Below are 22,799 nucleotides of genomic sequence, written 5' to 3' on the forward strand. Positions count from 1 at the left end.
GCGAATGGCGAAGAAGGCGCTCATCAACAAGGCGAACGCGAAGCCGAAGTTCGGCGTGCGGGGTTACACCCGCTGCCAGAAGTGCGGCCGTCCGCGTGCCGTCTTCCGCAAGTTCGGCCTCTGCCGCGTGTGCCTGCGCGACATGGCCCACGCCGGCGAGCTGCCGGGTGTGAGCAAGTCCAGCTGGTGATCCGCAGGCCCCGCACCGGCGGGGCCCGGGTCGACCCGATCGCCGAAGGCCCGCGCCGGCGCGGTGCCCCTCCACGGGGGCACCGCGCCGGGCCGCGAGGAACCACGGCGGGAAAGAGACATACACCATGACGATGACCGATCCGATCGCAGACATGCTGACCCGTCTGCGGAACGCGAACTCGGCCTACCACGACCGCGTCGTGATGCCGCACTCCAAGCTGAAGGTCTCCATCGCGGAGATCCTGCAGAAGGAGGGCTACATCGCGGCCCACCACACCGAGGACGCCGAGGTCGGCAAGTCCCTGGTGGTCGAGCTGAAGTACGGCCGCAACCGTGAGCGGAGCATCGCCGGCCTGCGCCGGGTCTCCAAGCCCGGTCTGCGTGTGTACGCGAAGTCGACGAACCTGCCGCGGGTCCTGGGTGGCCTCGGCGTGGCGATCATCTCGACCTCGCGGGGTCTGATGACCGACCAGCAGGCCTACCGGAGCGGCGTTGGCGGGGAAGTCCTCGCCTACGCCTGGTGAGAAAGGGGTAACGAACGATGTCCCGCATCGGAAAGCTGCCCGTCACCGTCCCGTCCGGCGTGGAGATCACCATCGACGGCCGCACGGTCACCGCGAAGGGCCCCAAGGGCACCCTGTCGCACACCGTCATCGAGCCGATCACGGTCGAGCGCGACGACGACGGCGCGGTGCTGGTCCAGCGTCCTGACGAGGAGCGCGAGACCCGGGCCTTCCACGGCCTGTCCCGCTCGCTCGTGAACAACATCGTCGTCGGCGTCAGCGCCGGCTACGAGAAGAAGCTGGAGATCCACGGCGTGGGTTACCGGGTGCAGCTCAAGGGCGCGAACCTCGAGTTCTCCCTGGGCTACTCGCACCCGGTCGTCATCGAGCCGGCGGAGGGCATCTCCTTCGCGGTCGAGTCGCCGACCCGGTTCTCGGTCTCCGGCATCGACAAGCAGCTGGTCGGCGAAACCGCCGCGAACATCCGGAAGCTGCGCCGTCCCGACCCGTACAAGGGCAAGGGCGTGCGGTACGCCGGCGAGCAGGTCCGCCGCAAGGTCGGAAAGACGGGTAAGTGATGGCCGAGACGAACGAGACCGTGTCGGGTGCCGCCCGTCGGCGGATGGCGTCCCAGGTTGCGCGCAAGCGCCGCGACTCGCGCATCCGTCGGCACGCCCGGCTCCGCAAGAAGATCTCCGGTACGCCGGTCCGCCCGCGTCTGGCGGTCAACCGCTCCTCGCGGCACATCACCGTCCAGCTGATCGACGACCTCGCCGGGCACACCCTGGCGCACGCGTCCAGCCTGGACGTCGAGGTGCGCACGGTGGACGGCGACAAGAAGGCCAAGGCGGCCAAGGTCGGCGAGCTCATCGCAGCCCGGGCCAAGGCCGCCGGCGTCTCCGCGGTCGTGTTCGACCGTGGGGGCCTCGCCTACCACGGGCGGATCGCGGCTCTGGCCGACGCCGCCCGCGAGGGGGGCCTGGAGTTCTGATGAAGACGCAGACCATGCACGGAACTGAAGGGATCGTCTGATGCCGGGACGTACGCGGCGTGACGGCGGAGGGCCCGGCGGCGGTAGCAACGACAACCGCAACAGCCGGGACCGCCGGGACGGTGGCCGTGGCGGGGCGGCCCAGGACAAGACCCCGTACATCGAGCGGCTGGTCACGATCAACCGCGTGGCCAAGGTCGTCAAGGGCGGCCGCCGGTTCAGCTTCACCGCGCTGATGATCGTCGGCGACGGCGATGGCCTGGTGGGCGTCGGCTACGGCAAGGCCAAGGAGGTGCCGGCCGCGATCGCCAAGGGCGTCGAGGAGGCGAAGAAGAACTTCTTCCGCGTCCCGCGCATCGGCGGCACGATCGTGCACCGCGTGCAGGGTGAGGACGCCGCCGGCGTCGTCCTCCTGCGTCCGGCGTCGCCGGGTACCGGTGTCATCGCCGGTGGTCCGGTCCGCGCGGTGCTGGAGTGCGCCGGCATCTCGGACATCCTGTCCAAGTCGCTCGGCTCCGACAACGCGATCAACATCGTGCACGCCACGGTGGCCGCGCTGAAGTCGGTGCAGCGTCCGGAGGAGGTGGCGGCCCGCCGTGGCCTGCCGCTCGAGGACGTCGCCCCGCACAGCATGATGCGTCGGCGGGCCGAGGCCGACGCGGCGAGGGTGTGAGCGACATGGCCACTCTGAAGATCACCCAGGTGAAGAGCCGGATCGGGACCAAGAAGAACCAGCGTGACTCGCTGCGTTCGCTGGGCCTGCGCAAGATCCGGCAGTCGGTGGAGCGCCCGGACGACCCGCAGACCCGCGGGTACGTCCACGTGGTGCGCCACCTCGTGACCGTCGAGGAGGTGCAGGCGTGAGCGACGAGCAGAACGTGATCAAGCTGCACGACCTGCGGCCGGCCCCGGGCTCGAAGCAGGCCAAGACCCGTGTGGGTCGTGGTGAGGGCTCCAAGGGCAAGACCGCCGGTCGCGGCACCAAGGGCACGAAGGCCCGCAAGACGGTGTCGCCGCGCTTCGAGGGCGGTCAGATGCCGCTGCACATGCGGCTGCCGAAGCTCAAGGGCTTCAAGAACCGCTTCAAGGTCGAGTACCAGGTCGTGAACGTCGGCGAGCTGGCCGCCCTGTTCCCGAAGGGTGGCGAGGTCGGACCGGCCGAGCTGGCCGAGGCGGGCGCGGTTCGCAAGAACCAGCCGGTCAAGGTGCTGGGCGAGGGTGAGCTGTCGGGCGTCACCCTCACGGTGAAGGCCCACAAGTTCTCGGCCTCCGCGCGCGAGAAGATCTCGGCCGCGGGTGGGTCCGTCTCCGAGCTCTGACGAGCTCGCGGGACGGGGCCCCGCCCCGAGGCCAGGCGGCCGGGGGTGCGGAGCCATCGGCTCCGCACCGCCGCCTCCGACACGTCCACGGCGCCGTCCACGGTGCCCGTCGTCCGCCCAGGCGGGACGGGTTCGTGGGCGGCGCCGAGGCGTGTCCGGGCCGCTGTTACAGTCACTTCCGGACTACGCGTCCGAGGCAACGGGACAGGCGTGTCATCGCGCAGCCCCCGCCGGTGCAGGACCTGTCGGCCCGGGTGTCCCCGCAAGGCGCGGATCGCGTCTTCCAACCGGCCGTCCCCGTCCCGGGGCCGGCGCAGGCGGTGTCGGGCCGCCGACGTCGTAGGAGGATCACCGAGTGCTCAGCGCAGTCCGGTCGGCCCTGACCACGCCGGATCTCCGCAAGAAGATCCTCTTCACGCTGGCGATCGTGGCGGTGTACCGGCTCGGGGCGAACATCCCCTCGCCGGGGGTGTCCTACCCCAACATCCAGGAGTGCGTCCGCCAGGTCGAGGGCGGCGACAACGCGAGCGTCTACTCGCTGATCAACCTGTTCTCCGGCGGGGCGTTGCTCCAGCTGTCGATCTTCGCGCTGGGCATCATGCCCTACATCACCGCGAGCATCATCGTGCAGCTGCTGCAGGTCGTGATCCCGCGGTTCGAGCAGCTGAAGAAGGAAGGCCAGTCCGGCCAGGCGAAGCTGACGCAGTACACCCGCTACCTGACGATCGGTATCGCGGTACTGCAGGCGACGGGCTTCGTCGCGCTCGCCGAGCGGGGCCAGCTCTTCCAGGGCTGCCAGCTGCCGGTCATCCCGGACTCGTCGGTCTTCACCCTGGTCGTCATCGTCGTCACGATGGTCGCCGGAACGACGCTGGTGATGTGGCTGGGCGAGCAGGTCACCGAGCGCGGCATCGGCAACGGCATGTCGCTGCTGATCTTCGCCTCGATCGCGCACCGGATCCCCGCCGAGGGCCAGCTCATCCTGGAGAACTCGGGCGGCCTGGTCTTCGCCGGTGTCTGCGCCTTCGGTCTCGCCATCATCGCGAGCGTCGTGTTCATCGAGAACGGCCAGCGGCGGATCCCGGTCCAGTACGCCAAGCGGATGGTCGGGCGCCGGATGTACGGCGGCACCTCCACGTACCTCCCGCTGAAGGTGAACCAGGCCGGCGTCGTGCCGGTGATCTTCGGTAGCTCGCTGCTGTACCTGCCCGACCTGGTCGCCCGGCTCGCCGGGAACGAGGGCGGATGGTTCCAGCAGTTCGTGCAGACCTATCTCGTCGATCAGTCCAATCCCGTGCACATCGTGTTGTACATGGCACTGATCATCTTCTTCACGTACTTCTACGTCGGCATCACGTTCAACCCCGACGAGCGCGCCGAGGACATGAAGAAGTACGGCGGCTTCATCCCGGGCATCCGGCCCGGCAGGCCCACCGCCGAGTACCTGAACTTCGTGCTCAGCCGCATCACGCTGCCGGGATCGCTGTACCTGGGCATCATCGCGGTGCTGCCGAACTTCTTCCTCGGCATCACCGGGACCGGCCAGAACCAGAACTTCCCGTTCGGTGGTACGGCCGTGCTGATCATGGTGACGGTGGGCCTCGACACCCTGAAGCAGATCGAGAGCCAGCTCATGCAGCGGAACTACGAGGGTTTCCTGCGTTAGAGTCCGGCGGAACGTGGCCGTGCGGGAACCCCGGTCGGGGCCCCGGCCCCGGTTCGGTGCCGGCGGCACCGCGCGCCGGTAACGCCGCCGGTGTGGACAAGCAAGAGACTTCAGGAGGTCGGGTTCGCGTGCGACTCGTTCTGGTGGGACCGCCCGGTGCCGGCAAGGGGACCCAGGCTGAGCAGATGGCCGAGAAGCTGGATGTCCCGCACATCTCGACGGGCGATCTGTTCCGCGCGAACCTGCGCGACGAGACGGAGCTCGGCCGCGAGGCCAAGCGGTACATGGACGCCGGGGACCTCGTCCCCGACGAGGTGACCGTGGGCATGGTGAAGGACCGTCTCGGCGACGCCGACACGGAGAAGGGCTTCATCCTCGACGGGTTCCCGCGGAACACCGCGCAGGCGGCCTCGCTCGGCGCGATCCTGGACGAGAAGGGCCTGAAGCTCGACGCCGTCGTCCAGTTCGACGTCGAGGACGAGGTCGTCGTGCAGCGGCTGCTGGGCCGTGGCCGCAGTGACGACAACGAGGACACCATCCGCAACCGGCAGCGCGTGTACCGCGAGGAGACCGCGCCGCTGCTGGACCACTACCGCGACCAGCTGGTCACGATCGACGCCGTCGGTGAGATCGACGAGATCACCGAGCGGGTCTTCTCCGCGCTGCGCGACCGCAGCGCCTAGCGGACCGGCGTCGGCAGTGGGCCCCGCCCGGGACGACCGGGCGGTGCCGGCCGGCACGGCGAGGAACCGAGGGAACGCATGAACGGTCGGGGTGGCCTCCGTGGCGCCATCGCCCGGTACCGGGGACGGGACATCGAGCTCAAGACCCCGCGTCAGCTGCAGGCGATGCGGGAGTCGGGGGCACTGGTGGCCGCGACGCTCGCCGCCGTCACCGAGCACGCCAAGCCGGGGGTGAGCACCGCCGAGCTGGACGCGCTGGCCGAGCAGACCATCCGCGACGGCGGCGGCGTCCCCTCGTTCCTCGGGTACCACGGGTTCCCGGGGAGCATCTGCGCCTCGGTGAACGAGCAGATCGTCCACGGCATCCCGTCCGCGGGGCAGGTGCTGGCCGACGGCGACCTGCTGTCGGTCGACTGCGGCGCGATCCTGGACGGCTGGCACGGCGACTCGGCCGTCACCATCGCCGTCGGCGAGGTCTCGCCGGCCGACCTGGCGCTGTCCGCGGCGTGCCGGGGCGCGATGGACGCCGGCGTCGTCGCCGTGCAGGACGGGGCGCGCCTCACCGACGTCTCGTACGCGATCCAGGAGGCGTGCCGGGCCGCCGCGGAGGCGGACCGCGCCGACTACGGCATCGTCGCGGAGTACGGCGGGCACGGCATCGGCACCTCGATGCACATGGACCCGTTCCTGCCCAACCACGGCGAGCCGGGCCGCGGCCCGCGGCTGCGGCCCGGGATGGCCCTGGCCGTCGAGCCGATGCTCGTCGCGGGGGACCCGGAGACCGTGGAGCTGGACGACGGCTGGACCGTCGTCACCGCGAGCGGCGGACGGGCCGTGCACTGGGAGCACACCGTCGCCGTCACCGAGGACGGGCCGTGGCTGCTGACCGCGCCCGCCGGCGCACCCGACCGTCCGGGTAGCTGACCCTCCGGCCACCCGCCCGGCAGGTCAGGCCCTGATCGATACAGGTCGTACCGGGTAATCGATCAAGGGCTCTCCCAGCGGGTAGTGCCCGTCACGTCCCGGGCCCACAGACCGTTGCACGTGGTCTAGGTTCCCCGCATGAGCGATGAGGCCGAGCAGGACGGCCCGCAGAGCACGGTCACGGTCGGGGTGCCGAAGGAGATCCGGGAGGGCGAGCGCCGCGTGGCGCTGGTCCCGAAGGTCGTCGGCAAGCTGGCAGGCCGCGGTGCGCGGGTCGTGGTGGAGACCGGGGCGGGCGAGGGCGCACTGATCCCGGACGACGAGTTCACCGAGGCCGGCGCCGAGATCGGGGACCCGTGGGCGGCCGACGTCGTCGCGGTGGTCAATCCGCCCAGTGCGGAGCAGATCGGGAAGCTCCGGTCCGGCCAGGTGCTGGTCGGGTTCCTGTCCCCGCTGACCCACCCCGAGACCGTGGAGAAGCTGCGCGACGCCGGGGTGACGGCGTTCGCGATGGAGTCGATCTCGCGGATCTCCCGCGCGCAGGGCATGGACGCGCTGTCGTCGCAGGCGAACGTCGCCGGGTACAAGGCGGTGCTGGCCGCTGCCGAGCACTCCACCCGCTTCTTCCCGATGCTGACGACGGCGGCCGGCACCGTGAAGCCGGCGACCGCGCTGGTGCTCGGCGTCGGTGTCGCGGGCCTGCAGGCGCTCGCGACGGCGAAGCGACTCGGGGCCCGCACCACCGGCTACGACGTGCGGCCCGAGGTCGCCGACCAGGTGAAGTCGCTGGGCGCCCAGTGGCTGGACCTCGGCATCGACGCGGCCGGTGAGGGCGGCTACGCCCGCGAGCTCAGCGACGACGAGCGGGCGAGGCAGCAGAAGGCGCTCGAGGAGGCCATCACGGGCTTCGACGTCGTCGTCACCACCGCACTGGTGCCCGGGCGGAAGGCGCCGCAGCTGGTCAGCGCCGCCGCGGTCGAGGGGATGCGGCCGGGCAGCGTCATCGTGGACATGGCGGGCGAGGCCGGCGGCAACTGCGAGCTGACCGAGCCCGGGGAGACCGTCGTGCGTCACGACGTGACGATCGTGTCCCCGCTGAACCTGCCCGCGTCGATGCCCGAGCACGCCTCGGAGCTGTACGCCCGCAACGTCACCTCGCTGCTCGAGCTGATGGTCACCGACGGCCGGCTGTCCCCGGACTTCGACGACGAGGTACTGGCCAAGTCCTGCGTGACGCGTGAGGAGGGGAGCGCCTGATGGACTCCGGACTGCTGGCGAACATCGCCATCCTGGTGCTGGCCGGCTTCGTCGGCTTCGCCGTCATCTCGAAGGTCCCGAACACGCTGCACACGCCGCTGATGTCGGGCACCAACGCGATCCACGGCATCGTGCTGCTCGGCGCGATCGTCGTGCTCGGCCGTGAGGAGGTCGGCGTCGTCGACGCGATCATCCTGGTCGTCGCGATCGCCTTCGGCGTCATCAACGTCGTCGGCGGCTTCCTGGTCACCGACCGGATGCTCGGCATGTTCAAGGGCAAGACGCCCGGTGCCGCGAAGAAGGCCGAGCAGAACGGGAGCGGATCGTGACCCTCGCCGCCACGGAGACGATGCCGGACGGCCCGCTCGGCGTGATCGTCCCGATCCTCTACATCATCGCGTTCGCGCTGTTCATCTACGGCCTGTCCGGCCTGACCGGGCCGAAGACGGCGGTGCGCGGCAACAAGATCGCCGCGGTCGGCATGGCGATCGCGGTGCTCGCGACACTGCTGCTCGTCCAGGCCAACTGGATCCTGATCATCGTCGGCCTGGTGGTCGGCACGCTGCTCGGCGTCCCGTCCGCGCGGAACGTCAAGATGACCCAGATGCCGCAGATGGTGGCGCTGTTCAACGGCGTCGGCGGTGGTGCGGTCGCGCTGATCGCGTGGGCGGAGTTCCGCGGGTCCGACGGGTTCGTCGGCGTCGAGCTCTACATCGTCATCGCGTCGCTGTTCGCCGCGATCGTCGGCTCGATCTCGTTCTGGGGCTCGCTGATCGCGTTCGGCAAGCTGCAGGAGATCCTCCCCGGCAAGCCGATCGGGCTCGGCGGCGCCCAGCAGGTCATCAACATCGGGTTGCTGGTGCTGGCCGTCGTCGCCGCGGTGTTCGCCGGCATGGAGGGCGCCTCGGAGATCTGGATCGTCGCGGTGCTGGTGATCGCCGCGGTGGTCGGCGTGCTGGTCGTCCTGCCCATCGGCGGTGCGGACATGCCCGTCGTCATCTCGCTGCTCAACGCCATGACCGGGCTGTCCGCGGCGGCGGCGGGTCTCGCGCTGGACAACACCGCGATGATCGTCGCCGGCATGATCGTCGGTGCCTCGGGCTCGATCCTGACCAACCAGATGGCCGTGGCGATGAACCGGACCATCCCGGCGATCGTCGCGGGCGGGTTCGGCGGGACGCAGGCCGCGGCCGTCGACGACGGCGTCGAGCGCACCGTGAAGTCGACCTCGGCGGCGGACGCGGCGATCCAGATGGCGTACGCGTCGCAGGTCATCGTCGTCCCCGGCTACGGCATGGCGGTGGCGCAGGCCCAGCACGCCGTGAAGGACATGGCCAAGCTGCTGGAGGGCAAGGGCGTCGAGGTCAAGTACGCCATCCACCCGGTGGCCGGCCGGATGCCCGGGCACATGAACGTCCTGCTCGCCGAGGCCGACGTCTCCTACGACGCGCTCAAGGAGATGGACGACATCAACGACGAGTTCTCCCGCACCGACGTCACGCTGGTGATCGGCGCGAACGACGTCACCAACCCGGCCGCGCGCAACGACCCGTCGAGCCCGATCCACGGGATGCCGATCCTCAACGTCGACGAGTCCCGCAACGTCATCGTGCTCAAGCGGTCGATGGGGTCCGGGTTCGCCGGCATCGACAACCCGCTGTTCTTCGCCGACAACACCTCGATGCTCTTCGGCGACGCGAAGTCGTCGGTGACGGAGGTGACGGAGGAGCTGAAGGCGCTGTAGCCGCCCGGGCGTGGTTCCCGGGGGACCGGTCCCCCGGGAACCACGCCCCGGTGCTACTCCGCGCTGAGCGGGTGCGCGGTCTCGTCGCGGGGGAGCCGCCACAGCAGGATGGCCAGCACCGCGAGCACGACCGGCAGGCACCCGGCGACGACGAACGTGATCGGGATGCCGATCGCGGCTCCGACCGGCCCGGCCAGTGCCATCGACACCGGCATCAGCGCCAGCGACACGAAGAAGTCCAGGCTCGAGACCCGGCCGAGCAGGTGCGGCGGGACGCGCCGCTGCAGCAGCGTCCCCCAGATCACCATCGCCGCTGCGCCGGTGGCCCCGACGAGGAACGCGGCGACGGCCATCGGCCACACCGCCGTCGCCAGGCCCAGTACGACCAGGGGCAGTGCCCCGGTGCCCCACAGCAGCAGCATCACGGTGAGGTAGCGGCGCGGCAGCGGCCGGCTCGCCATCGCGATCGACCCGAGCGCCCCGCCGATGCCGTACGCGGCGAGCACGGCCGCGAACCCCGCCGGCCCGGAGCCCGCGCGGTCCCGCACCGCGAACGGCAGCAGCACCTCGATCGGCCCGATGATCACGACCACGTAGAGCATGGCGAACGCGAGGCTGGCGAACAGCCAGCCGGTCCGGACCAGGTAGCCGAAGCCCTCGCGCAGGTCGTGCAGCACCGAGCGGCGCGGCTCACCCTCCGCCGTCGCACCGGGTTCGCCCGCGGCGAGCGGGGGGACGACCCGCAGGAACAGGAGCGGGACCAGGGCGACGGCGTAGCCGGCCGTCGCCACGGCCAGCCCGGCACCCGGGACGAACGCCCCGACGACGAGCCCGGCGAGTCCCGGCCCGACCGCCTGCATCATCGCCGGGCGCAGGGTCTGCTCGACGCCGTTGGCCGCGAGCAGCTCGCCGGACGGGACGAGCGTGGGCAGGAGCGCCGAGTAGGCGGGGAAGTAGAACGCCTCCGCGGCGCCGATCACGAAGGCGATGGCCGCCAGCGACCAGATCGTCAGGGTGCCGGTCAGGGCGAGCGTCGTGGCACCGGCCGCCGCGACGATCCGGACGACCTCCACCGAGCGCAGCACGGTGCGACGCGGCAACCGGTCCGCGGCCACGCCGCCGATGAGCACGCTGACCAGCAGGCCCGCGCTCGCCGACGCCGTCACGGCGGACAGCGCGGCGGGGCCGCCACCGAGGCCGATGACCTGCCAGACGAGCGAGAGCAGCCACACCCCGGAGGCGAACAGCGACGCGGCCATCGACGCGACGAGGAACCGGTAGTCGCGGTGCCGGAACGGGCGCAACGCCCGGGGCAGCCGGGTGCTGGTCGTCGGCGGGGTGGTTTCGGTACCGTCGGGCACGTGGTCCGTCACGGACCCATGCGATCACCCGGGCACCCGCGTCGTGCAACCGGGCCGCCCGCGGGTGTTCCGCACCCCCGCTCGCACCGGTCCCGTGCGCACTCCGTACACTTGACTATCGGTGCGCCGTCTGGTGCCCGCTCCGCATGTGCTCTGCACACTCTCCGGTCCGGGCCCCGGGTCGCGCGTGCCGATCCGGTCGTCGGCTCCATCGTCGGCCGGTGCAACCGACACCTGTCACGGATAGCGGAGGACATGGCCAAGAAGGACGGGGCGATCGAGGTCGAAGGCCGGGTCGTCGAACCCCTGCCGAACGCGATGTTCCGGGTGGAGCTGGAGAACGGCCACCGGGTCCTCGCGCACATCAGCGGGAAGATGCGGCAGCACTACATCCGGATCCTTCCGGAGGACCGCGTGGTCGTCGAGCTGTCGCCCTACGACCTCAGCCGCGGCCGGATCGTCTACCGCTACAAGTGACCGTCGGTCGCCAGACCGAGAAGATCAACGGACAGAGGCAGACGACGTGAAGGTCAAGCCGAGCGTCAAGAAGATCTGCGACAAGTGCCAGGTGATCCGCCGCAACGGCCGGATCATCGTGATCTGCTCGAACCTGCGCCACAAGCAGCGCCAGGGCTGAGCAGAGCGGTACTCGTCGCGATCGTCTGATCGCGTCAGCAGAAGCCCCCGGTGCACCTGCCGGGCCACGAGGGCCCGGTAGCACCCCCGGAACCAGGCCGGGGCCCGTTCTCGCAGCGGCGGAACGGGGCGGACACCGGGAAGACCTGGAACGAGAACTGAAGGAGACAACGCCGCATGGCACGTGTTGCCGGCGTCGACCTCCCCCGCGAGAAGCGGATGGAGATCGCGCTCACCTATATCTTCGGGGTCGGACGGGCCCGGTCGAAGGAGATCCTCGAGGCCACGGCGATCAGCGCCGACCTTCGGTCGAAGGACCTGACCGACGAGGACGTGACCAAGCTCCGCGACTACATCGAGGAGCACCTGCAGGTCGAGGGTGACCTGCGCCGTGAGATCCAGGCGGACATCCGCCGCAAGATCGAGATCGGCTCGTACCAGGGCATCCGTCACCGGCGGGGTCTCCCGGTCCGTGGCCAGCGCACGAAGACCAACGCGCGCGGCCGCAAGGGTCCGAAGAAGACCGTCGCCGGTAAGAAGAAGGCAGGTAAGAAGTAATGCCGCCCCGCGCACGCCAGGGCACCGGACCCAAGAAGGTCCGCCGTCGCGAGAAGAAGAACGTCGCGCACGGGCACGCCCACATCAAGAGCACGTTCAACAACACGATCGTGTCGATCACCGACCCGACCGGTGCCGTCATCGCCTGGGCCTCGTCCGGGCACGTGGGCCTCAAGGGCTCCCGCAAGTCGACGCCGTTCGCCGCACAGCTCGCCGCCGAGAACGCCGCCCGCAAGGCGATGGAGCACGGCATGAAGAAGTGCGACGTGTTCGTCAAGGGCCCGGGTTCGGGTCGCGAGACCGCGATCCGCTCGCTCCAGGCTGCCGGTCTCGAGGTCGGCACCATCAACGACGTCACCCCGCAGCCGCACAACGGCTGCCGTCCGCCCAAGCGGCGCCGGGTCTAAGGGGAAGGGAGAACCACCATGGCTCGCTACACCGGCCCCATGACCCGCAAGTCCCGCCGACTGAAGACCGACCTCGTCGGCGGCGACCAGGCGTTCGAGCGTCGTCCCTACCCGCCCGGCCAGCACGGCCGGATCCGGATCAAGGAGACCGAGTACCTCCTGCAGCTGCAGGAGAAGCAGAAGGCCCGCTTCGGGTACGGCCTGCAGGAGAAGCAGCTGCGCGCCTACTACGAGGAGGCGCACCGCCGGGAGGGCAAGACCGGCGACGAGCTGCTGCAGATCCTCGAGTCGCGCCTCGACAACGTCGTGTACCGCGCCGGCCTGGCGCGCACCCGGCGGATGGCTCGCCAGCTGGTGAACCACGGCCACTTCCTGGTCAACGGGAAGAAGGTCGACATCCCCAGCTTCAAGGTCTCGAAGTACGACATCATCGACGTGCGGGAGAAGTCGCGTAACACCGACCCGTTCGTCATCGCCAAGGAGACCCAGGGCGACCGCCCGGTCCCGGCGTGGCTGCAGGTCGTTCCGTCGACCCTGCGCATCCTCGTCCACCAGCTGCCCGAGCGCGCTCAGATCGACACACAGGTCACCGAGCAGCTCATCGTCGAGTACTACTCGAAGTAGCTCGACACCCCCGCCGCCCCGCAGGGAGGGGCGGCGGGTTCTCACTGCGACATCAAATAGCGGTTGTCGCAGGTGCGAAGGAGGCACACACCCATGCTGATCTCTCAGCGACCCTCTCTCACCGAGGACGTCGTCACCGAGACCCGGTCGCGGTTCGTCATCGAGCCGCTCGAGCCGGGCTTCGGCTACACCCTCGGGAACTCCCTGCGCCGGACGCTGCTCTCGTCCATCCCCGGTGCCGCCGTCACGTCCATCCGGATCGACGGCGTCCTGCACGAGTTCACCACCGTGCCGGGGGTCAAGGAGGATGTCACCGACATCATCCTGAACCTCAAGGAGCTCGTCGTGAGCTCCGAGGAGGACGAGCCGGTGACCATGTACCTGCGCAAGCAGGGCCCGGGCGCGGTCACCGCGGGCGACATCGTGCCGCCCGCCGGTGTCACCGTGCACAACCCGGACCTGCACATCGCCTCGCTGAACGACAAGGGCCGGCTCGAGGTCGAGCTCGTCGTCGAGCGGGGTCGCGGGTACGTCCCGGCGATGCAGAACAAGGCGACCGGCGCCGAGATCGGCCGGATCCCGGTCGACTCGATTTACTCGCCGGTGCTCAAGGTGACCTACAAGGTCGAGGCCACGCGAGTCGAGCAGCGCACCGACTTCGACAAGCTGGTGCTCGACGTCGAGTCGAAGCCGTCCATCACCCCGCGGGACGCGCTGGCGTCGTCCGGCAAGACCCTGGTCGAGCTGTTCGGCCTGGCCCGCGAGCTGAACGTGGACGCCGAGGGCATCGAGATCGGCCCCTCCCCGCAGGAGGCGGACACCATCGCGGCGTTCGCGATGCCGATCGAGGAGCTGGACCTCACGGTCCGGTCCTACAACTGCCTCAAGCGCGAGGGCATCCACACGGTCGGCGAGCTGGTCGGCCGCAGCGAGGCGGACCTGCTCGACATCCGCAACTTCGGCGCCAAGTCGATCGACGAGGTCAAGATGAAGCTCGTCGGTCTCGGCCTGGCCCTCAAGGACAGCCCGCCCGGGTTCGACCCGTCGGCGGCGGCGGCCGAGTACGGCGTCGACGGTGGCAGCGGGTTCGACCCGGACACCTTCGGTGACGACGGTCAGGACTACGCAGAAACGGAGCAGTTGTAGCCATGCCCCAGCCCACCAAGGGAACCCGCCTCGGCGGGTCGCCCGCGCACCAGCGGCTGATCCTGGCCAACCTGGCGACCTCGCTGTTCGAACACGGCCGGATCACCACCACCGAGGCCAAGGCCCGGCGGCTGCGTCCGTACGCGGAGCGGCTGATCACCAAGGCCAAGGCCGGCGACCTGCACAACCGGCGCGAGATCATGAAGGTGATCCGCGACAAGTCGGTCGTGCACCGTCTCGTCACCGAGATCGGTCCGTTCTTCTCGGACCGCAACGGTGGCTACACCCGGATCACCAAGACGATGCCGCGCAAGGGCGACAACGCCCCGATGGCGGTCATCGAGCTGGTCCAGCAGAAGACGGTCACCGACGAGGCGAACCGCGCGCGCCGCGCCGCCGCGTCCCAGGCCACCACCGAGGCCCCGGCCGAGGAGACCGCACCGGAGGAGACCGCCGCCGAGGCGACCACCACCGACGCCGTCGCCGAGGCCACCGAGGCTCCGTACGGCGAGGGCAGCCACGCCCCGCTGGAGGACCCGGCGCAGGCCCCGGAGGGCTTCGAGATCAAGGGCAACGACGACTCGAAGCTCTACCACGTCCCCGGTTCGTCGCACTACGACCGGACCGTGGCCGAGGTCTGGTTCGCCTCCGAGGAGGCCGCCGAGGCCGCCGGTTTCGCGAAGCCGGCGTCCCAGCAGGAGTCCGGCTCCTGACCGGTCCGCACCACTCCGACGAGCCCGCCGTCCCCGACGGCGGGCTCGTCGGCGTTTCCGGGCCGGTCCGGGTGCGCCTCGACATCGCGTACGACGGCACCGACTTCTCCGGCTGGGCGATCCAGCCGACCCGCCGCACCGTCCAGGGCGTGCTCACCGACGCGCTGTCGACCGTGCTGCGCACCCCGCTGCGGCTCACCGTCGCCGGCCGGACCGACGCGGGGGTCCACGCGTCCGGGCAGGTCGCGCACGTCGACGTCCCCGCGGAGCTCGATCCGCAGCTGGACGGGCTGCTCCGACGGCTCAACCGGTTCCTGCCGCCCGACGTCCGGGTCCGGGCGACGACCCGGGTCCCGGAGACCTTCGACGCCCGGTTCTCCGCGCTCCGCAGGCACTACCGCTACCGGGTCACCACCGCGTCGTTCGGGGCCGAGCCGCTGCGCGCCCGCGAGACGGTGGCCTGGCCCCATCCGCTCGACCCGGCGCTCATGAACGCCGCGTCCGCGCTGATGGTGGGCGAGCACGACTTCGCCGCGTTCTGCAAACGCCGGGAGGGCGCCACCACGGTGCGGGCGCTGCAACGCTTCGAGTGGGACCCGGCGCCGGGGGAGCCCGGTGTGCTGGTCGCGTCGGTGTCGGCCGACGCGTTCTGCCACTCGATGGTCCGCAGCCTGGTCGGCGCGGTGTTCGAGGTGGGCCGTGGGCACCGGCCCCCGGAGTGGCCCGCCGAGCTGCTGGCGCGGACGTCGCGGGCGTCGGAGGTGACGGTCGCGCCGCCGCACGGGTTGTCGCTGACCGGCGTCGACTACCCCGCCGACGACGAGCTGGCCGCCCGGGCCGAGCAGACCCGGCGGATCCGGGTCCCCGGCGCCTCCTGATCCGTCGTGCCGGCGGTACCGCTCAGTCCCGGGCGGTCCAGGCCGGGTGCGGCGGTCCCGCCGGTCGCCGCGACGGGCGGTGTGCCAGCACCACGGCGACGCACAGCCACAGCACCGACCCGAGCCACGCGAGCAGCGAGAGCATGCCGATCCCGGTCACGACGGCCGGGACCTCCGCCCCGGACCCGGCCATGATCGGCGCGTGCGCGCGGACGTCGTCGAAGTCCGGCACGGTCAGGGCCGCCAGGAGCAGGAACCCGGCGCACGACAGGAACGGCGCGGCGAGCGCCCGCTCCAGCACCCGCCGCCGGAACACGACGCTCGACAGGGCCGTCGGGACCAGCGGAACGAGCAGACCCACGATCGTCACCACCAGGAAGAACAGCAGCCAGCCCGGCGCAGTGAGGCGCAGCCCGGCGGCGGCCAGGACCGCGACCACCTGCAGGGTGAGGTTCCAGCTCGTCCGCATGGGGTGAGTCTGTCGCCCGCGGCCGCGACGGCGGCTCCGTACGACTACCCGGTCCAGGGGCACGGACGGACCCGGCTCCACGGGCGGACGACCTCGCCGGCCCACGCGCCGAGCAACGGCTCGTCGTGGCTGACGGCCAGTACCCCGAGACCACGTCCGGTGACCTCGTCGGCGACGACCGAGACCAGCGCGGCGGTGGTGGAGGCGTCGAGCATCGCCGTCATCTCGTCGCACAGCAGGTAGTCCGGCTCCGGGGCGAGCGCCCGCGCGAGGCAGGCCCGCTGGAGCTGGCCGTCGGAGACCTCGTGCGGGTGCCGCGTGCGCAGCTCCGGGGTGAGCCCGACGAGGTCGGCGATCTCGTCGACCCGTGCGGTCACAGCGGGATCCGGCGTGCCCGCCGCGCGGAGCGGCTCGGCGACGATCCGGTCCAGGGTCAGCCGGGGGTCGGTGGACGCCCGCGGCGACTGGAACACCACGCCGATGCGCCGCCGCAGTGCCGCGGGTGCGCCGAACCGGTACCGGTGGACCGGCTCCCCGCCGACCGTCACCGTTCCCGACCAGGGGGCGTGCAGCAGGGCCAGTACCCGGGTCAGCGTCGACTTCCCGCATCCGGACGGGCCGGCCAGGCCGAGCACGACCCCCGGCTCGACGGTGAGGTCGACGTCGTCGACGACGGGGTGTCCCCGCCGCCACCCGGCGGTGACGGACTCCGCGCGCAGGCTCATCGGGCCCCCTCCGGGACGTGGCACGACACCCGGCGGTCGCCGTAGGACACCGGCTCGGGATCGCCCGAGCAGGACGCCGACACCGCGCACCGGGGAGCGAACGGACAGCCGTCGGGCAGCGCGGACAGCTCGGGCGGGTGCCCCGGGACCGGGGTGAACCCGGCGCCGGGGAGGGCCCCGAGCAGGCCCGCCGTGTACGGGTGCCAGGGCTCGGCGACGACGTCGTCGGCCGGTCCGGTCTCGACCAGGCGCGAGGCGTACATGACGGCGATGTCGTCGGCCACGTCCCGGGCCGCCCGCAGGTCGTGGGTGATGAGCAGGACGGCGTGCCCCTCGTCCGCGAGCCCGGCCAGCAGGGCGGTCACGTGCTCGACGAGCGGGCGGTCGAGGCCCGCGGTCGGCTCGTCGGCCAGCAGCACCGGCGGGTTCCCGGCCAGCGCGGACGCCAGCCCGGCCCGCTGGGCCTGGCCGCCGGAGAGCTCGTGCGGGTAGAGCCCGAGCACGTGCGCGGGCAGCGCGGCCCGGTCGAGGAGCTCGGCCGCCGTCGTGTCCGTGCCGAGCCGGGCGACCGTCTCCCGGAGCTGGGCGCCGACGGTGCGGGTCGGCGTGAGGTGGGAGGCGGCGGACTGCGGGACCAGGCCGATGAGGCGTCCGCGGACGCGGTCGCGCAGCACCGCCTCCGGGGCGGTGAGCAGCTCGACGGTCCCGGCGCCGTCCGGGGTGGACAGCACGGCCGACCCGCGCACCGACGCGGTCCCCGGGAGCAGTCCGGTCAGCGCCTCGGCGAGGACCGACTTCCCGCAGCCGGACTCACCGACCAGGGCGGTGAGGCGTCCACCGCGCAGGGTCAGGCCGGCGCCGGTCACCGCGCGGACGGTCCGGGCGCGCGGACCGCGACCGACGCGGAACGCCACATCGAGATCGCGGACGGTGAGCACGTCCGTCCCACGGGCGCTCACAGCGCCTGCTCCGAGCGGCGGCGGGGCAGGGTCCGGTCCCGCCACCACGCTGCGATCCCGGCGACGCACAGCGTCGTCGCCGCCAGCAGGACGCTCGGGAACACCACGATCCACCAGGATCCGAGGAGCACCGCCTGCCGCCCCTCACCGAGGATCGTCCCGAGGCTCGCCAGGTGCGGTGGCAGCCCGAGCCCGAGGAAGCTCAGCGCCGTCTCGTGCCACACCGCGTGCGGGAGGATCAGCACGGCGGACAGCACCGCCTGCGGGACGACCGCGGGGAGCAGGTGCCGCCGCAGCACCCGGAGCCGGGACGCCCCGCCGGAGATCGCGGCGTCGACGAACGGGCGCTCGCGCAGCGAGAGGATCTCCGAGCGGACGACGCGGGCGACGGTCGTCCAGTGGGTGAGGCCGATCGAGGCGATCACCGCGAGCACGCTGCCCCGGTACAGCGCGACGATCACGATCCCGAGCAGCAGGTGCGGGACCGCGTTGACCGCGTCGACGACCCGCATCAGCAGTCGGTCGTACCAGCCGCCGAGCAGCCCGGACAGCGCCCCGAACAGGGTGCCGATCACCGTCGAGAGCACCGCACAGGCCGCCGCGACCTGCAGCGACACCCACAGGCCCGCGAACGAGCGCAACAGGACGTCCCGGCCGACCGAGTCGGTGCCGAACGGGTGCGCCACCGAGGGGGCCTGCCGGATCGCGGTGTAGTCGACCAGGCCCTCGTCGAGACCGCCGAGCCACGGGACGAGGGCGGCGGCGAGCACCAGCAGCGTCAGTCCGGACGCGCCCGCGACCAGCCGGGCCCGGCCCGACGAGCGACGCCCGCGCGGCGAGCCGGGACGGGGCCGCCCGGCCGGGCGCCACGGCCCGGGATCGGGGTGGTGCGTCCCGGTGTGCAGAGCGAGGTCAGACATCGGCGACCACCCGGGGATCGAGGAGCAGGACGGTCAGGTCGGCGACCAGCGACCCGGCGAGCACCGCCACGGCGGACAGCAGGGTGAGCGCGGCGAGCAGCGGGAAGTCCACCGCGAGCGCCGCGGTGACGACCGCGGCCGCGATGCCCGGCCAGGAGAAGACCGTCTCCACCAGCACCGCGCCGGTGACGAGCTCGGGCAGCCGGTTGCCGAGGACGGTGACGAACGGCAGCAGCGCGGTCGGCAGCGCGTGCCGCAGCACGACGACGCGCTCCGGGAGGCCGCGGGCCCGGGCACCCGCGACGTGGTCGTCGTCCAGCGCGGAGATCAGCGAGGCCCGCACGTGCAGCACCAGCCACGGCGTCTGGGACACCCCCAGCACCACCGCAGGCAGGACGAGGTGCCGGGCGACCTGACCGGCCGTCGGTGCGGCACCGGCGTCGGTGAGCCCGGCGACCGGCAGCACCGGCCAGGCGACGGCGAAGACCGCGATCGCCGCGAGCGCCAGGACGAACGGCGGCAGGCCCTCCAAGGTGTGCCCGACGGCGGTGACGGCCCGGTCGAACCAGCCGCCCTGCCGCCACGCCGCCGCCGTCCCGGCCGCCAGCGCGAGGACCAGGGACACCAGCAGGGCGCAGACGACGAGCAGCAGCGTCCACGGCAGCCGCTCGGCGACCACCTGGGCGACCGGCTGGCGCATCGACAGGCTCTGCCCGAGATCACCGGTGAGCAGCCCGCCCAGCCACCGGCCGAGCTGGTCGAACACCCCGCCGTCCAGGCCGAGCGCGCGTTCCGCGGCGGCGATCTCCTCGTCGCCGGCGGAGAAGATCCCGACCCCGAAGTACTGGTACACCGGCCGGAACGGCGACGCCGCGGCGAGCAGGAACACCCCGACCGCGACGATCACGACCGTGGGGACACCGAGCAGGACCCGGAGCCCGACCAGTCGGGCGACCGCGCGTCCCCGCCGGCGCTCGGGTGGCGCGATCGCCGTCACTGCTTCGGCGTCCAGTCCTCGAGGTTCCACCACGGGCCCCACGTGACGCCGTGCGTGTGCGGCTCGACGACCTCGACGTAGCCGTCCCAGCTGTCGCGGGAGACGTAGCTGTGCCCCACGAACACCAGGAAGACCATCCCGGGATCGGCGGCGTAGGCCCGCTGGAACGCGCGGATCTGCTCGTCGCGGGCGGCGTCGTCGGGGGCGCGCAGTGCGGCGTCGAGGGCCGCGTCGACCTGCGGATTCGAGTACGAGCCCGGGTTGTTGAAGCCGTCGGCCGCGTTCGACGAGTGCAGCAGCTGCCAGGACTTGAAGCCCGGGTCGAACGGATCGCCGCCGCCGAGGACGAGTGCGTCCCGGCCCATCCGGGGCTCGATGGCCTCCCAGCCCAGGCCCTCCAGCCGCACGTCGATCCCGGCGGCGCGGGCGTCGGAGGCGAACGCCTGCGCGAGGTCCCGCCGGATGGTGTCGGTGGCCGGGTACATCAGGGAGAAGCTCGCGGCCTGCCCGTTCCGGGCGCGGACGCCGTCCGGGCCGGGTGCCCAGCCGGCCTCGTCGAGCAGCCGGGCCACCCCGGCGGGGTCGAAGTCGAAGGCGGCGGACGGCTCGACCTGCTCGGGCAGGGCGTCCGGGATCGGGTTCGAGGCCGGCCGCCCCTGCCCGGCGAGCAGCGCGTCGACCATGCCCTGCCGGTTCACCGCCCTGTTCAGCGCGGCCCGGATCGCCGGGTCCGCCGTCACCGGGTTCGCGAACGGCAGCGCGATCGTGCGGTAGTCGGCCGACGAGTGCTCCCGCAGCGCCATGCCGCTCTGCGCGGCGACCGCCTTCGCCAGGGCCGGGGGCAGGACGGTGCCGTCGAACTCGCCCGCGCCGACCCGCTGGGCGCGCGTGTTGTCGTCGGTCGCGAAGACGACGGTCACCCGCTTCACCGCGGGCGCACCGCCCCAGTAGCCCTCGTGGGCCTGCAGCACCATCGCGTCGCCGCGGCGCCACTCGACGAGCGAGTAGGGGCCGGTGCCGACCGGCCGGGTGTTCACCGGGAGGTCGGCGACGGGCCCGCCGTCCTGCAGCACCTCGGAGGGGAGGATCCCCGAGGTGAGGCGGGCGGGGAACGCCCCGTAGGCGTAGGACAGGTCGAACCGGACGGCGTCCGTGCCGACGGGTTCGACCCGCTCGAGCATCGGGACGGCGGAGCCGATCGTCGCCGCCCGGTCCGGCGCCAGGATCGCCCGGTAGGTCGCGACGACGTCCTCTGGTCCGAAGGTGGAGCCGTCGTGGAACGTGACGCCCTGACGCAGCGGGACGGTCCAGGACCGCCGGTCGGGCGACGGGGTCGCCTCGCCGGCGGCCAGCGCCGGCTGCAGGGCCCGGTCCGCGTCGTGGGCGTAGAGCCCGTCGTAGAACTTGCTCGCGCCCTCCGCGCCGTACCCGAGCAGCGGGTTGAGGTCGTCGGGCTCGTAGCCGTCGGCGAGGGTCATCGTGGTGGGGTCCCCGGTGGGAGCGGACTCCCCGGGCGCGGGCGTGGGGGCCGAGCATCCGGCGACGACCAGGGCGGCCAGCAACGGGACGGCGATGTTCCGCAGGGCGATCACGCAGCGGCACATTATGTGCAACAACCGAGAGCTGGCAACGAAACCGGCCGATCGGACAGGTGAGGTACTTCTACGCAGCGTGTGCCGATCCGGCGCGGCCGGGTGGGTCGCTGCCTACCGTCCGGGTGGTGCCAGCCGAGCCCGGCCCGGTCCGTGTCCAGCGCGCGCCGGCCACCCGCGACCAGGTCGACGCCTACCGGTTCGGTGTGCGCCGGACCGAGGCGGCGCTCGTCCGGGCCGATCCGGTCCCCCTGCACGAGCAGATCCGCTCGCAACGGCGGGCGGTGGTTGCGGGGGCGCTGCTCGGGCTCCTGGCGCTCGGGGTCGCTGCGCTGCTGCCCGGCGGGGCGACGGACTGGCAGCAGCGGGCGCTGGTGCGCGGGGAGCGCAGCGGGGTGCTCTACGCCGTCGCCGCCGGCCCGCCGCGGCTCGTCCCGGTCGCCGATCCCGTCGCCGGCCGGCTCGTCCTCGCCGCGCTCGGCAGGCCCGACGGCGCCGCGGTCCCGGTCGCGGTGTCCGACGCGGTGCTCGCCACGGCCCCGCGCACCCCGCCCGCCGCCGCACGCGGTGCGGTCGGCGTCGCCCTCGACGGCGCGGCCGTGCCGCCCGCGTGGGCGGTCTGCGACACCGCGCCCGCGGCCGGCCCCTGGCCGGGGGACGTCACCGTGCTCGCCGGATCGCTGGGTCCCGGCCCGGAGGGAGCGGGCCCGTCCCTGCTGCTCACCGCCGAGGGCGGTGCGACCTACCTCGTGCACGACGGCCGCAGGCACCGGCTCGACCCGTCCGACCGGGACGCCCTGTCCGGGCTCGGGCTGCTCGGGGCGCCGGTGCGCCGGGTGGCGGGCGGGCTGCTGTCGGCGATCCCCGAGGGCCCGGCGCTGCGGGTGCCCGCGCCGCGGCCGGACGAGGTGCCCGGTCTCGGGAGGGCCGGGGACGTCGTCGTCACCCGGCCGCTGGGGGCGCCCGCCGCGTACCACCTCGTCGTCGACGGGGGTCTCGCGCCCGTCCCGGTGACCCTCGCCGACGCCGTGCTGTCGCGCAGCGGGCAGGGCCGCCCCACGACCCTGCCGCAGGGCCGGGTGGCGACCGCCCCGGTGGCGACGGTGCCCGGAGCCGGCGCGTGGCCGGCGGCCCGGCTCGCCGGCACGGGGTCCGCACCGGTGCTCTGCCGGACCTGGCGGGACGGCCGCGGCGGCGTCGTCGCCGGCGAGCGGCCGCCCGTCGCGGCCGGCTCCGTCGCGGTGACGCCGGCCGGTGCGGACGGGCCGGGACCCGCGCTGGACGGGATCGTCCTGCCGCCGTCCGGGCCCGGCCCGCTGCGCGCGAGGTCCCCCGGCGCCGCGGGGGACGCCGGCGGGACGCGCTGGCTGCTCGCCGCGTCCGGTGCGGTGTTCGGTGTCGCCGACGACCCGACGGCCGCGGCGCTCGGGATCACGGTGTCCGGGAACGCTCCCGCCGACATCGTGCGGCTGCTGCCGCGCGGCGGTGTGCTGGACGTCGCAGCGGCCCGGGGTGCCGCCGACGTCCCGGGCTGA

The 22,799-nt window shown here is 72.5% G+C and carries 28 protein-coding genes and 1 pseudogene; 22 read left to right on the plus strand and 7 right to left on the minus strand.

Going from position 1 to position 22,799, the window contains the following annotated elements; all coding sequences use genetic code 11:
* The first annotated feature begins 4 nt into the window (after nt 1-4).
* The 13 genes from AD017_RS17280 to AD017_RS17340 all read left to right on the plus strand — a co-directional run bounded on the left by AD017_RS17280 (nt 5) and on the right by AD017_RS17340 (nt 9,279).
* A complete protein-coding gene (locus AD017_RS17280; RefSeq protein ID WP_010228486.1) occupies nt 5-190 on the plus strand; it encodes a type Z 30S ribosomal protein S14 in 186 nt (61 codons plus the stop codon).
* Between the two features lie 127 nt (nt 191-317).
* Nucleotides 318-716 (plus strand): 30S ribosomal protein S8, encoded by a 399-nt coding sequence (rpsH, locus tag AD017_RS17285; RefSeq protein WP_010228487.1) that lies wholly within the window; start codon nt 318-320, stop codon nt 714-716.
* Between the two features lie 17 nt (nt 717-733).
* Nucleotides 734-1,273, plus strand: a complete 540-nt coding sequence (gene rplF, locus AD017_RS17290; RefSeq protein WP_010228489.1) for a 50S ribosomal protein L6 — start codon at nt 734-736, stop codon at nt 1,271-1,273.
* 44 nt (nt 1,274-1,317) lie between these two features.
* Nucleotides 1,318-1,686, plus strand: coding sequence for a 50S ribosomal protein L18 (gene rplR, locus AD017_RS17295; protein ID WP_227012851.1), 369 nt, complete (start codon nt 1,318-1,320; stop codon nt 1,684-1,686).
* Nucleotides 1,687-1,726: 40 nt separating this feature from the next.
* Nucleotides 1,727-2,359: a 30S ribosomal protein S5 gene (gene rpsE / locus AD017_RS17300; protein WP_010228493.1), complete on the plus strand. Its 633-nt coding sequence runs from the start codon at nt 1,727-1,729 to the stop codon at nt 2,357-2,359.
* 5 nt (nt 2,360-2,364) lie between these two features.
* Nucleotides 2,365-2,550 carry a 50S ribosomal protein L30 gene (gene rpmD, locus AD017_RS17305; RefSeq protein ID WP_010228496.1) on the plus strand — a complete coding sequence of 62 codons (186 nt, stop codon included), beginning with the start codon at nt 2,365-2,367 and terminating at the stop codon, nt 2,548-2,550.
* Complete coding sequence (gene rplO / locus AD017_RS17310) at nt 2,547-3,005, plus strand: 50S ribosomal protein L15 (RefSeq protein WP_010228497.1); 459 nt, start codon at nt 2,547-2,549, stop codon at nt 3,003-3,005. The genes rpmD and rplO overlap by 4 nt, the downstream gene beginning before the upstream one ends.
* 355 nt (nt 3,006-3,360) lie before the next feature.
* On the plus strand, nt 3,361-4,671 hold the full coding sequence (secY, locus tag AD017_RS17315; protein WP_010228500.1) for a preprotein translocase subunit SecY: 1,311 nt from the start codon (nt 3,361-3,363) through the stop codon (nt 4,669-4,671).
* Between the two features lie 185 nt (nt 4,672-4,856).
* Nucleotides 4,857-5,354 (plus strand): adenylate kinase, encoded by a 498-nt coding sequence (locus AD017_RS17320; protein WP_238592005.1) that lies wholly within the window; start codon nt 4,857-4,859, stop codon nt 5,352-5,354.
* Nucleotides 5,355-5,432: 78 nt separating this feature from the next.
* Complete coding sequence (map, locus tag AD017_RS17325; protein ID WP_010228504.1) at nt 5,433-6,278, plus strand: type I methionyl aminopeptidase; 846 nt, start codon at nt 5,433-5,435, stop codon at nt 6,276-6,278.
* Between the two features lie 138 nt (nt 6,279-6,416).
* On the plus strand, nt 6,417-7,535 hold the full coding sequence (locus AD017_RS17330) for a Re/Si-specific NAD(P)(+) transhydrogenase subunit alpha (RefSeq protein WP_060574832.1): 1,119 nt from the start codon (nt 6,417-6,419) through the stop codon (nt 7,533-7,535).
* Nucleotides 7,535-7,864 (plus strand): NAD(P) transhydrogenase subunit alpha, encoded by a 330-nt coding sequence (locus AD017_RS17335; RefSeq protein WP_010228509.1) that lies wholly within the window; start codon nt 7,535-7,537, stop codon nt 7,862-7,864. Before AD017_RS17330 ends, AD017_RS17335 begins: the two co-directional genes overlap by 1 nt.
* A 20-nt stretch (nt 7,865-7,884) precedes the next feature.
* Nucleotides 7,885-9,279, plus strand: a complete 1,395-nt coding sequence (locus AD017_RS17340) for an NAD(P)(+) transhydrogenase (Re/Si-specific) subunit beta (RefSeq protein WP_060576443.1) — start codon at nt 7,885-7,887, stop codon at nt 9,277-9,279.
* A 53-nt stretch (nt 9,280-9,332) separates the two neighbouring features.
* On the opposite strand, the gene AD017_RS17345 is transcribed toward AD017_RS17340, so the two are convergent.
* Complete coding sequence (locus AD017_RS17345) at nt 9,333-10,652, minus strand: MFS transporter (protein ID WP_060574833.1); 1,320 nt, start codon at nt 10,650-10,652, stop codon at nt 9,333-9,335.
* Between the two features lie 243 nt (nt 10,653-10,895).
* Here AD017_RS17345 and infA point away from each other — a divergent pair, with 243 nt between their 5' ends.
* The 8 genes and pseudogenes from infA (at nt 10,896) to truA (ending at nt 15,602) form a co-directional block, all read left to right on the plus strand.
* Nucleotides 10,896-11,117 (plus strand): translation initiation factor IF-1, encoded by a 222-nt coding sequence (infA, locus tag AD017_RS17350; RefSeq protein ID WP_010228514.1) that lies wholly within the window; start codon nt 10,896-10,898, stop codon nt 11,115-11,117.
* Between the two features lie 46 nt (nt 11,118-11,163).
* Nucleotides 11,164-11,277: a 50S ribosomal protein L36 gene (gene rpmJ, locus AD017_RS17355; protein ID WP_010228516.1), complete on the plus strand. Its 114-nt coding sequence runs from the start codon at nt 11,164-11,166 to the stop codon at nt 11,275-11,277.
* 176 nt (nt 11,278-11,453) lie between these two features.
* Nucleotides 11,454-11,834, plus strand: coding sequence for a 30S ribosomal protein S13 (rpsM, locus tag AD017_RS17360; RefSeq protein ID WP_010228518.1), 381 nt, complete (start codon nt 11,454-11,456; stop codon nt 11,832-11,834).
* Nucleotides 11,834-12,241: a 30S ribosomal protein S11 gene (gene rpsK, locus AD017_RS17365; RefSeq protein WP_010228520.1), complete on the plus strand. Its 408-nt coding sequence runs from the start codon at nt 11,834-11,836 to the stop codon at nt 12,239-12,241. Before rpsM ends, rpsK begins: the two co-directional genes overlap by 1 nt.
* 18 nt (nt 12,242-12,259) lie before the next feature.
* The gene (gene rpsD / locus AD017_RS17370; protein ID WP_010228522.1) at nt 12,260-12,865 is read left to right on the plus strand and encodes a 30S ribosomal protein S4; all 606 of its coding nucleotides are present in this window, start codon (nt 12,260-12,262) and stop codon (nt 12,863-12,865) included.
* Between the two features lie 93 nt (nt 12,866-12,958).
* Nucleotides 12,959-14,011, plus strand: a complete 1,053-nt coding sequence (locus AD017_RS17375) for a DNA-directed RNA polymerase subunit alpha (RefSeq protein ID WP_010228524.1) — start codon at nt 12,959-12,961, stop codon at nt 14,009-14,011.
* A 2-nt stretch (nt 14,012-14,013) separates the two neighbouring features.
* Nucleotides 14,014-14,565: pseudogene (gene rplQ / locus AD017_RS36385) on the plus strand (50S ribosomal protein L17); the annotation flags it as partial.
* A gap of 230 nt (nt 14,566-14,795) precedes the next feature.
* A complete protein-coding gene (gene truA, locus AD017_RS17385; RefSeq protein ID WP_060574835.1) occupies nt 14,796-15,602 on the plus strand; it encodes a tRNA pseudouridine(38-40) synthase TruA in 807 nt (268 codons plus the stop codon).
* Between the two features lie 22 nt (nt 15,603-15,624).
* Here the strand turns inward: truA and AD017_RS17390 are convergent, their stop codons facing one another.
* Genes AD017_RS17390 through AD017_RS36395 form a run of 6 tightly spaced genes read right to left on the minus strand, consistent with a single transcriptional unit; the run spans nt 15,625 to nt 21,264 of the window.
* Nucleotides 15,625-16,071: a hypothetical protein gene (locus tag AD017_RS17390; protein ID WP_060574836.1), complete on the minus strand. Its 447-nt coding sequence runs from the start codon at nt 16,069-16,071 to the stop codon at nt 15,625-15,627.
* 44 nt (nt 16,072-16,115) lie between these two features.
* Nucleotides 16,116-16,796, minus strand: a complete 681-nt coding sequence (locus AD017_RS17395; RefSeq protein ID WP_060574837.1) for an ABC transporter ATP-binding protein — start codon at nt 16,794-16,796, stop codon at nt 16,116-16,118.
* A complete protein-coding gene (locus AD017_RS17400) occupies nt 16,793-17,755 on the minus strand; it encodes an ABC transporter ATP-binding protein (protein ID WP_060574838.1) in 963 nt (320 codons plus the stop codon). The genes AD017_RS17395 and AD017_RS17400 overlap by 4 nt, the downstream gene beginning before the upstream one ends.
* Nucleotides 17,752-18,675, minus strand: coding sequence for an ABC transporter permease (locus tag AD017_RS17405; RefSeq protein ID WP_060574839.1), 924 nt, complete (start codon nt 18,673-18,675; stop codon nt 17,752-17,754). Before AD017_RS17405 ends, AD017_RS17400 begins: the two co-directional genes overlap by 4 nt.
* Nucleotides 18,668-19,672: an ABC transporter permease gene (locus tag AD017_RS36390; protein ID WP_010237981.1), complete on the minus strand. Its 1,005-nt coding sequence runs from the start codon at nt 19,670-19,672 to the stop codon at nt 18,668-18,670. Before AD017_RS36390 ends, AD017_RS17405 begins: the two co-directional genes overlap by 8 nt.
* Entirely contained in the window at nt 19,669-21,264 is a 1,596-nt protein-coding gene (locus tag AD017_RS36395) for an ABC transporter substrate-binding protein (protein ID WP_202968864.1), read from the minus strand. The genes AD017_RS36390 and AD017_RS36395 overlap by 4 nt, the downstream gene beginning before the upstream one ends.
* A 128-nt stretch (nt 21,265-21,392) precedes the next feature.
* Between AD017_RS36395 and eccB the strand changes: the two genes are divergently transcribed.
* Nucleotides 21,393-22,799 carry a type VII secretion protein EccB gene (gene eccB / locus AD017_RS17420; protein ID WP_168170446.1) on the plus strand — a complete coding sequence of 469 codons (1,407 nt, stop codon included), beginning with the start codon at nt 21,393-21,395 and terminating at the stop codon, nt 22,797-22,799.

Source organism: Pseudonocardia sp. EC080619-01 (assembly GCF_001420995.1).
Classification (GTDB): Bacteria; Actinomycetota; Actinomycetes; order Mycobacteriales; family Pseudonocardiaceae; genus Pseudonocardia.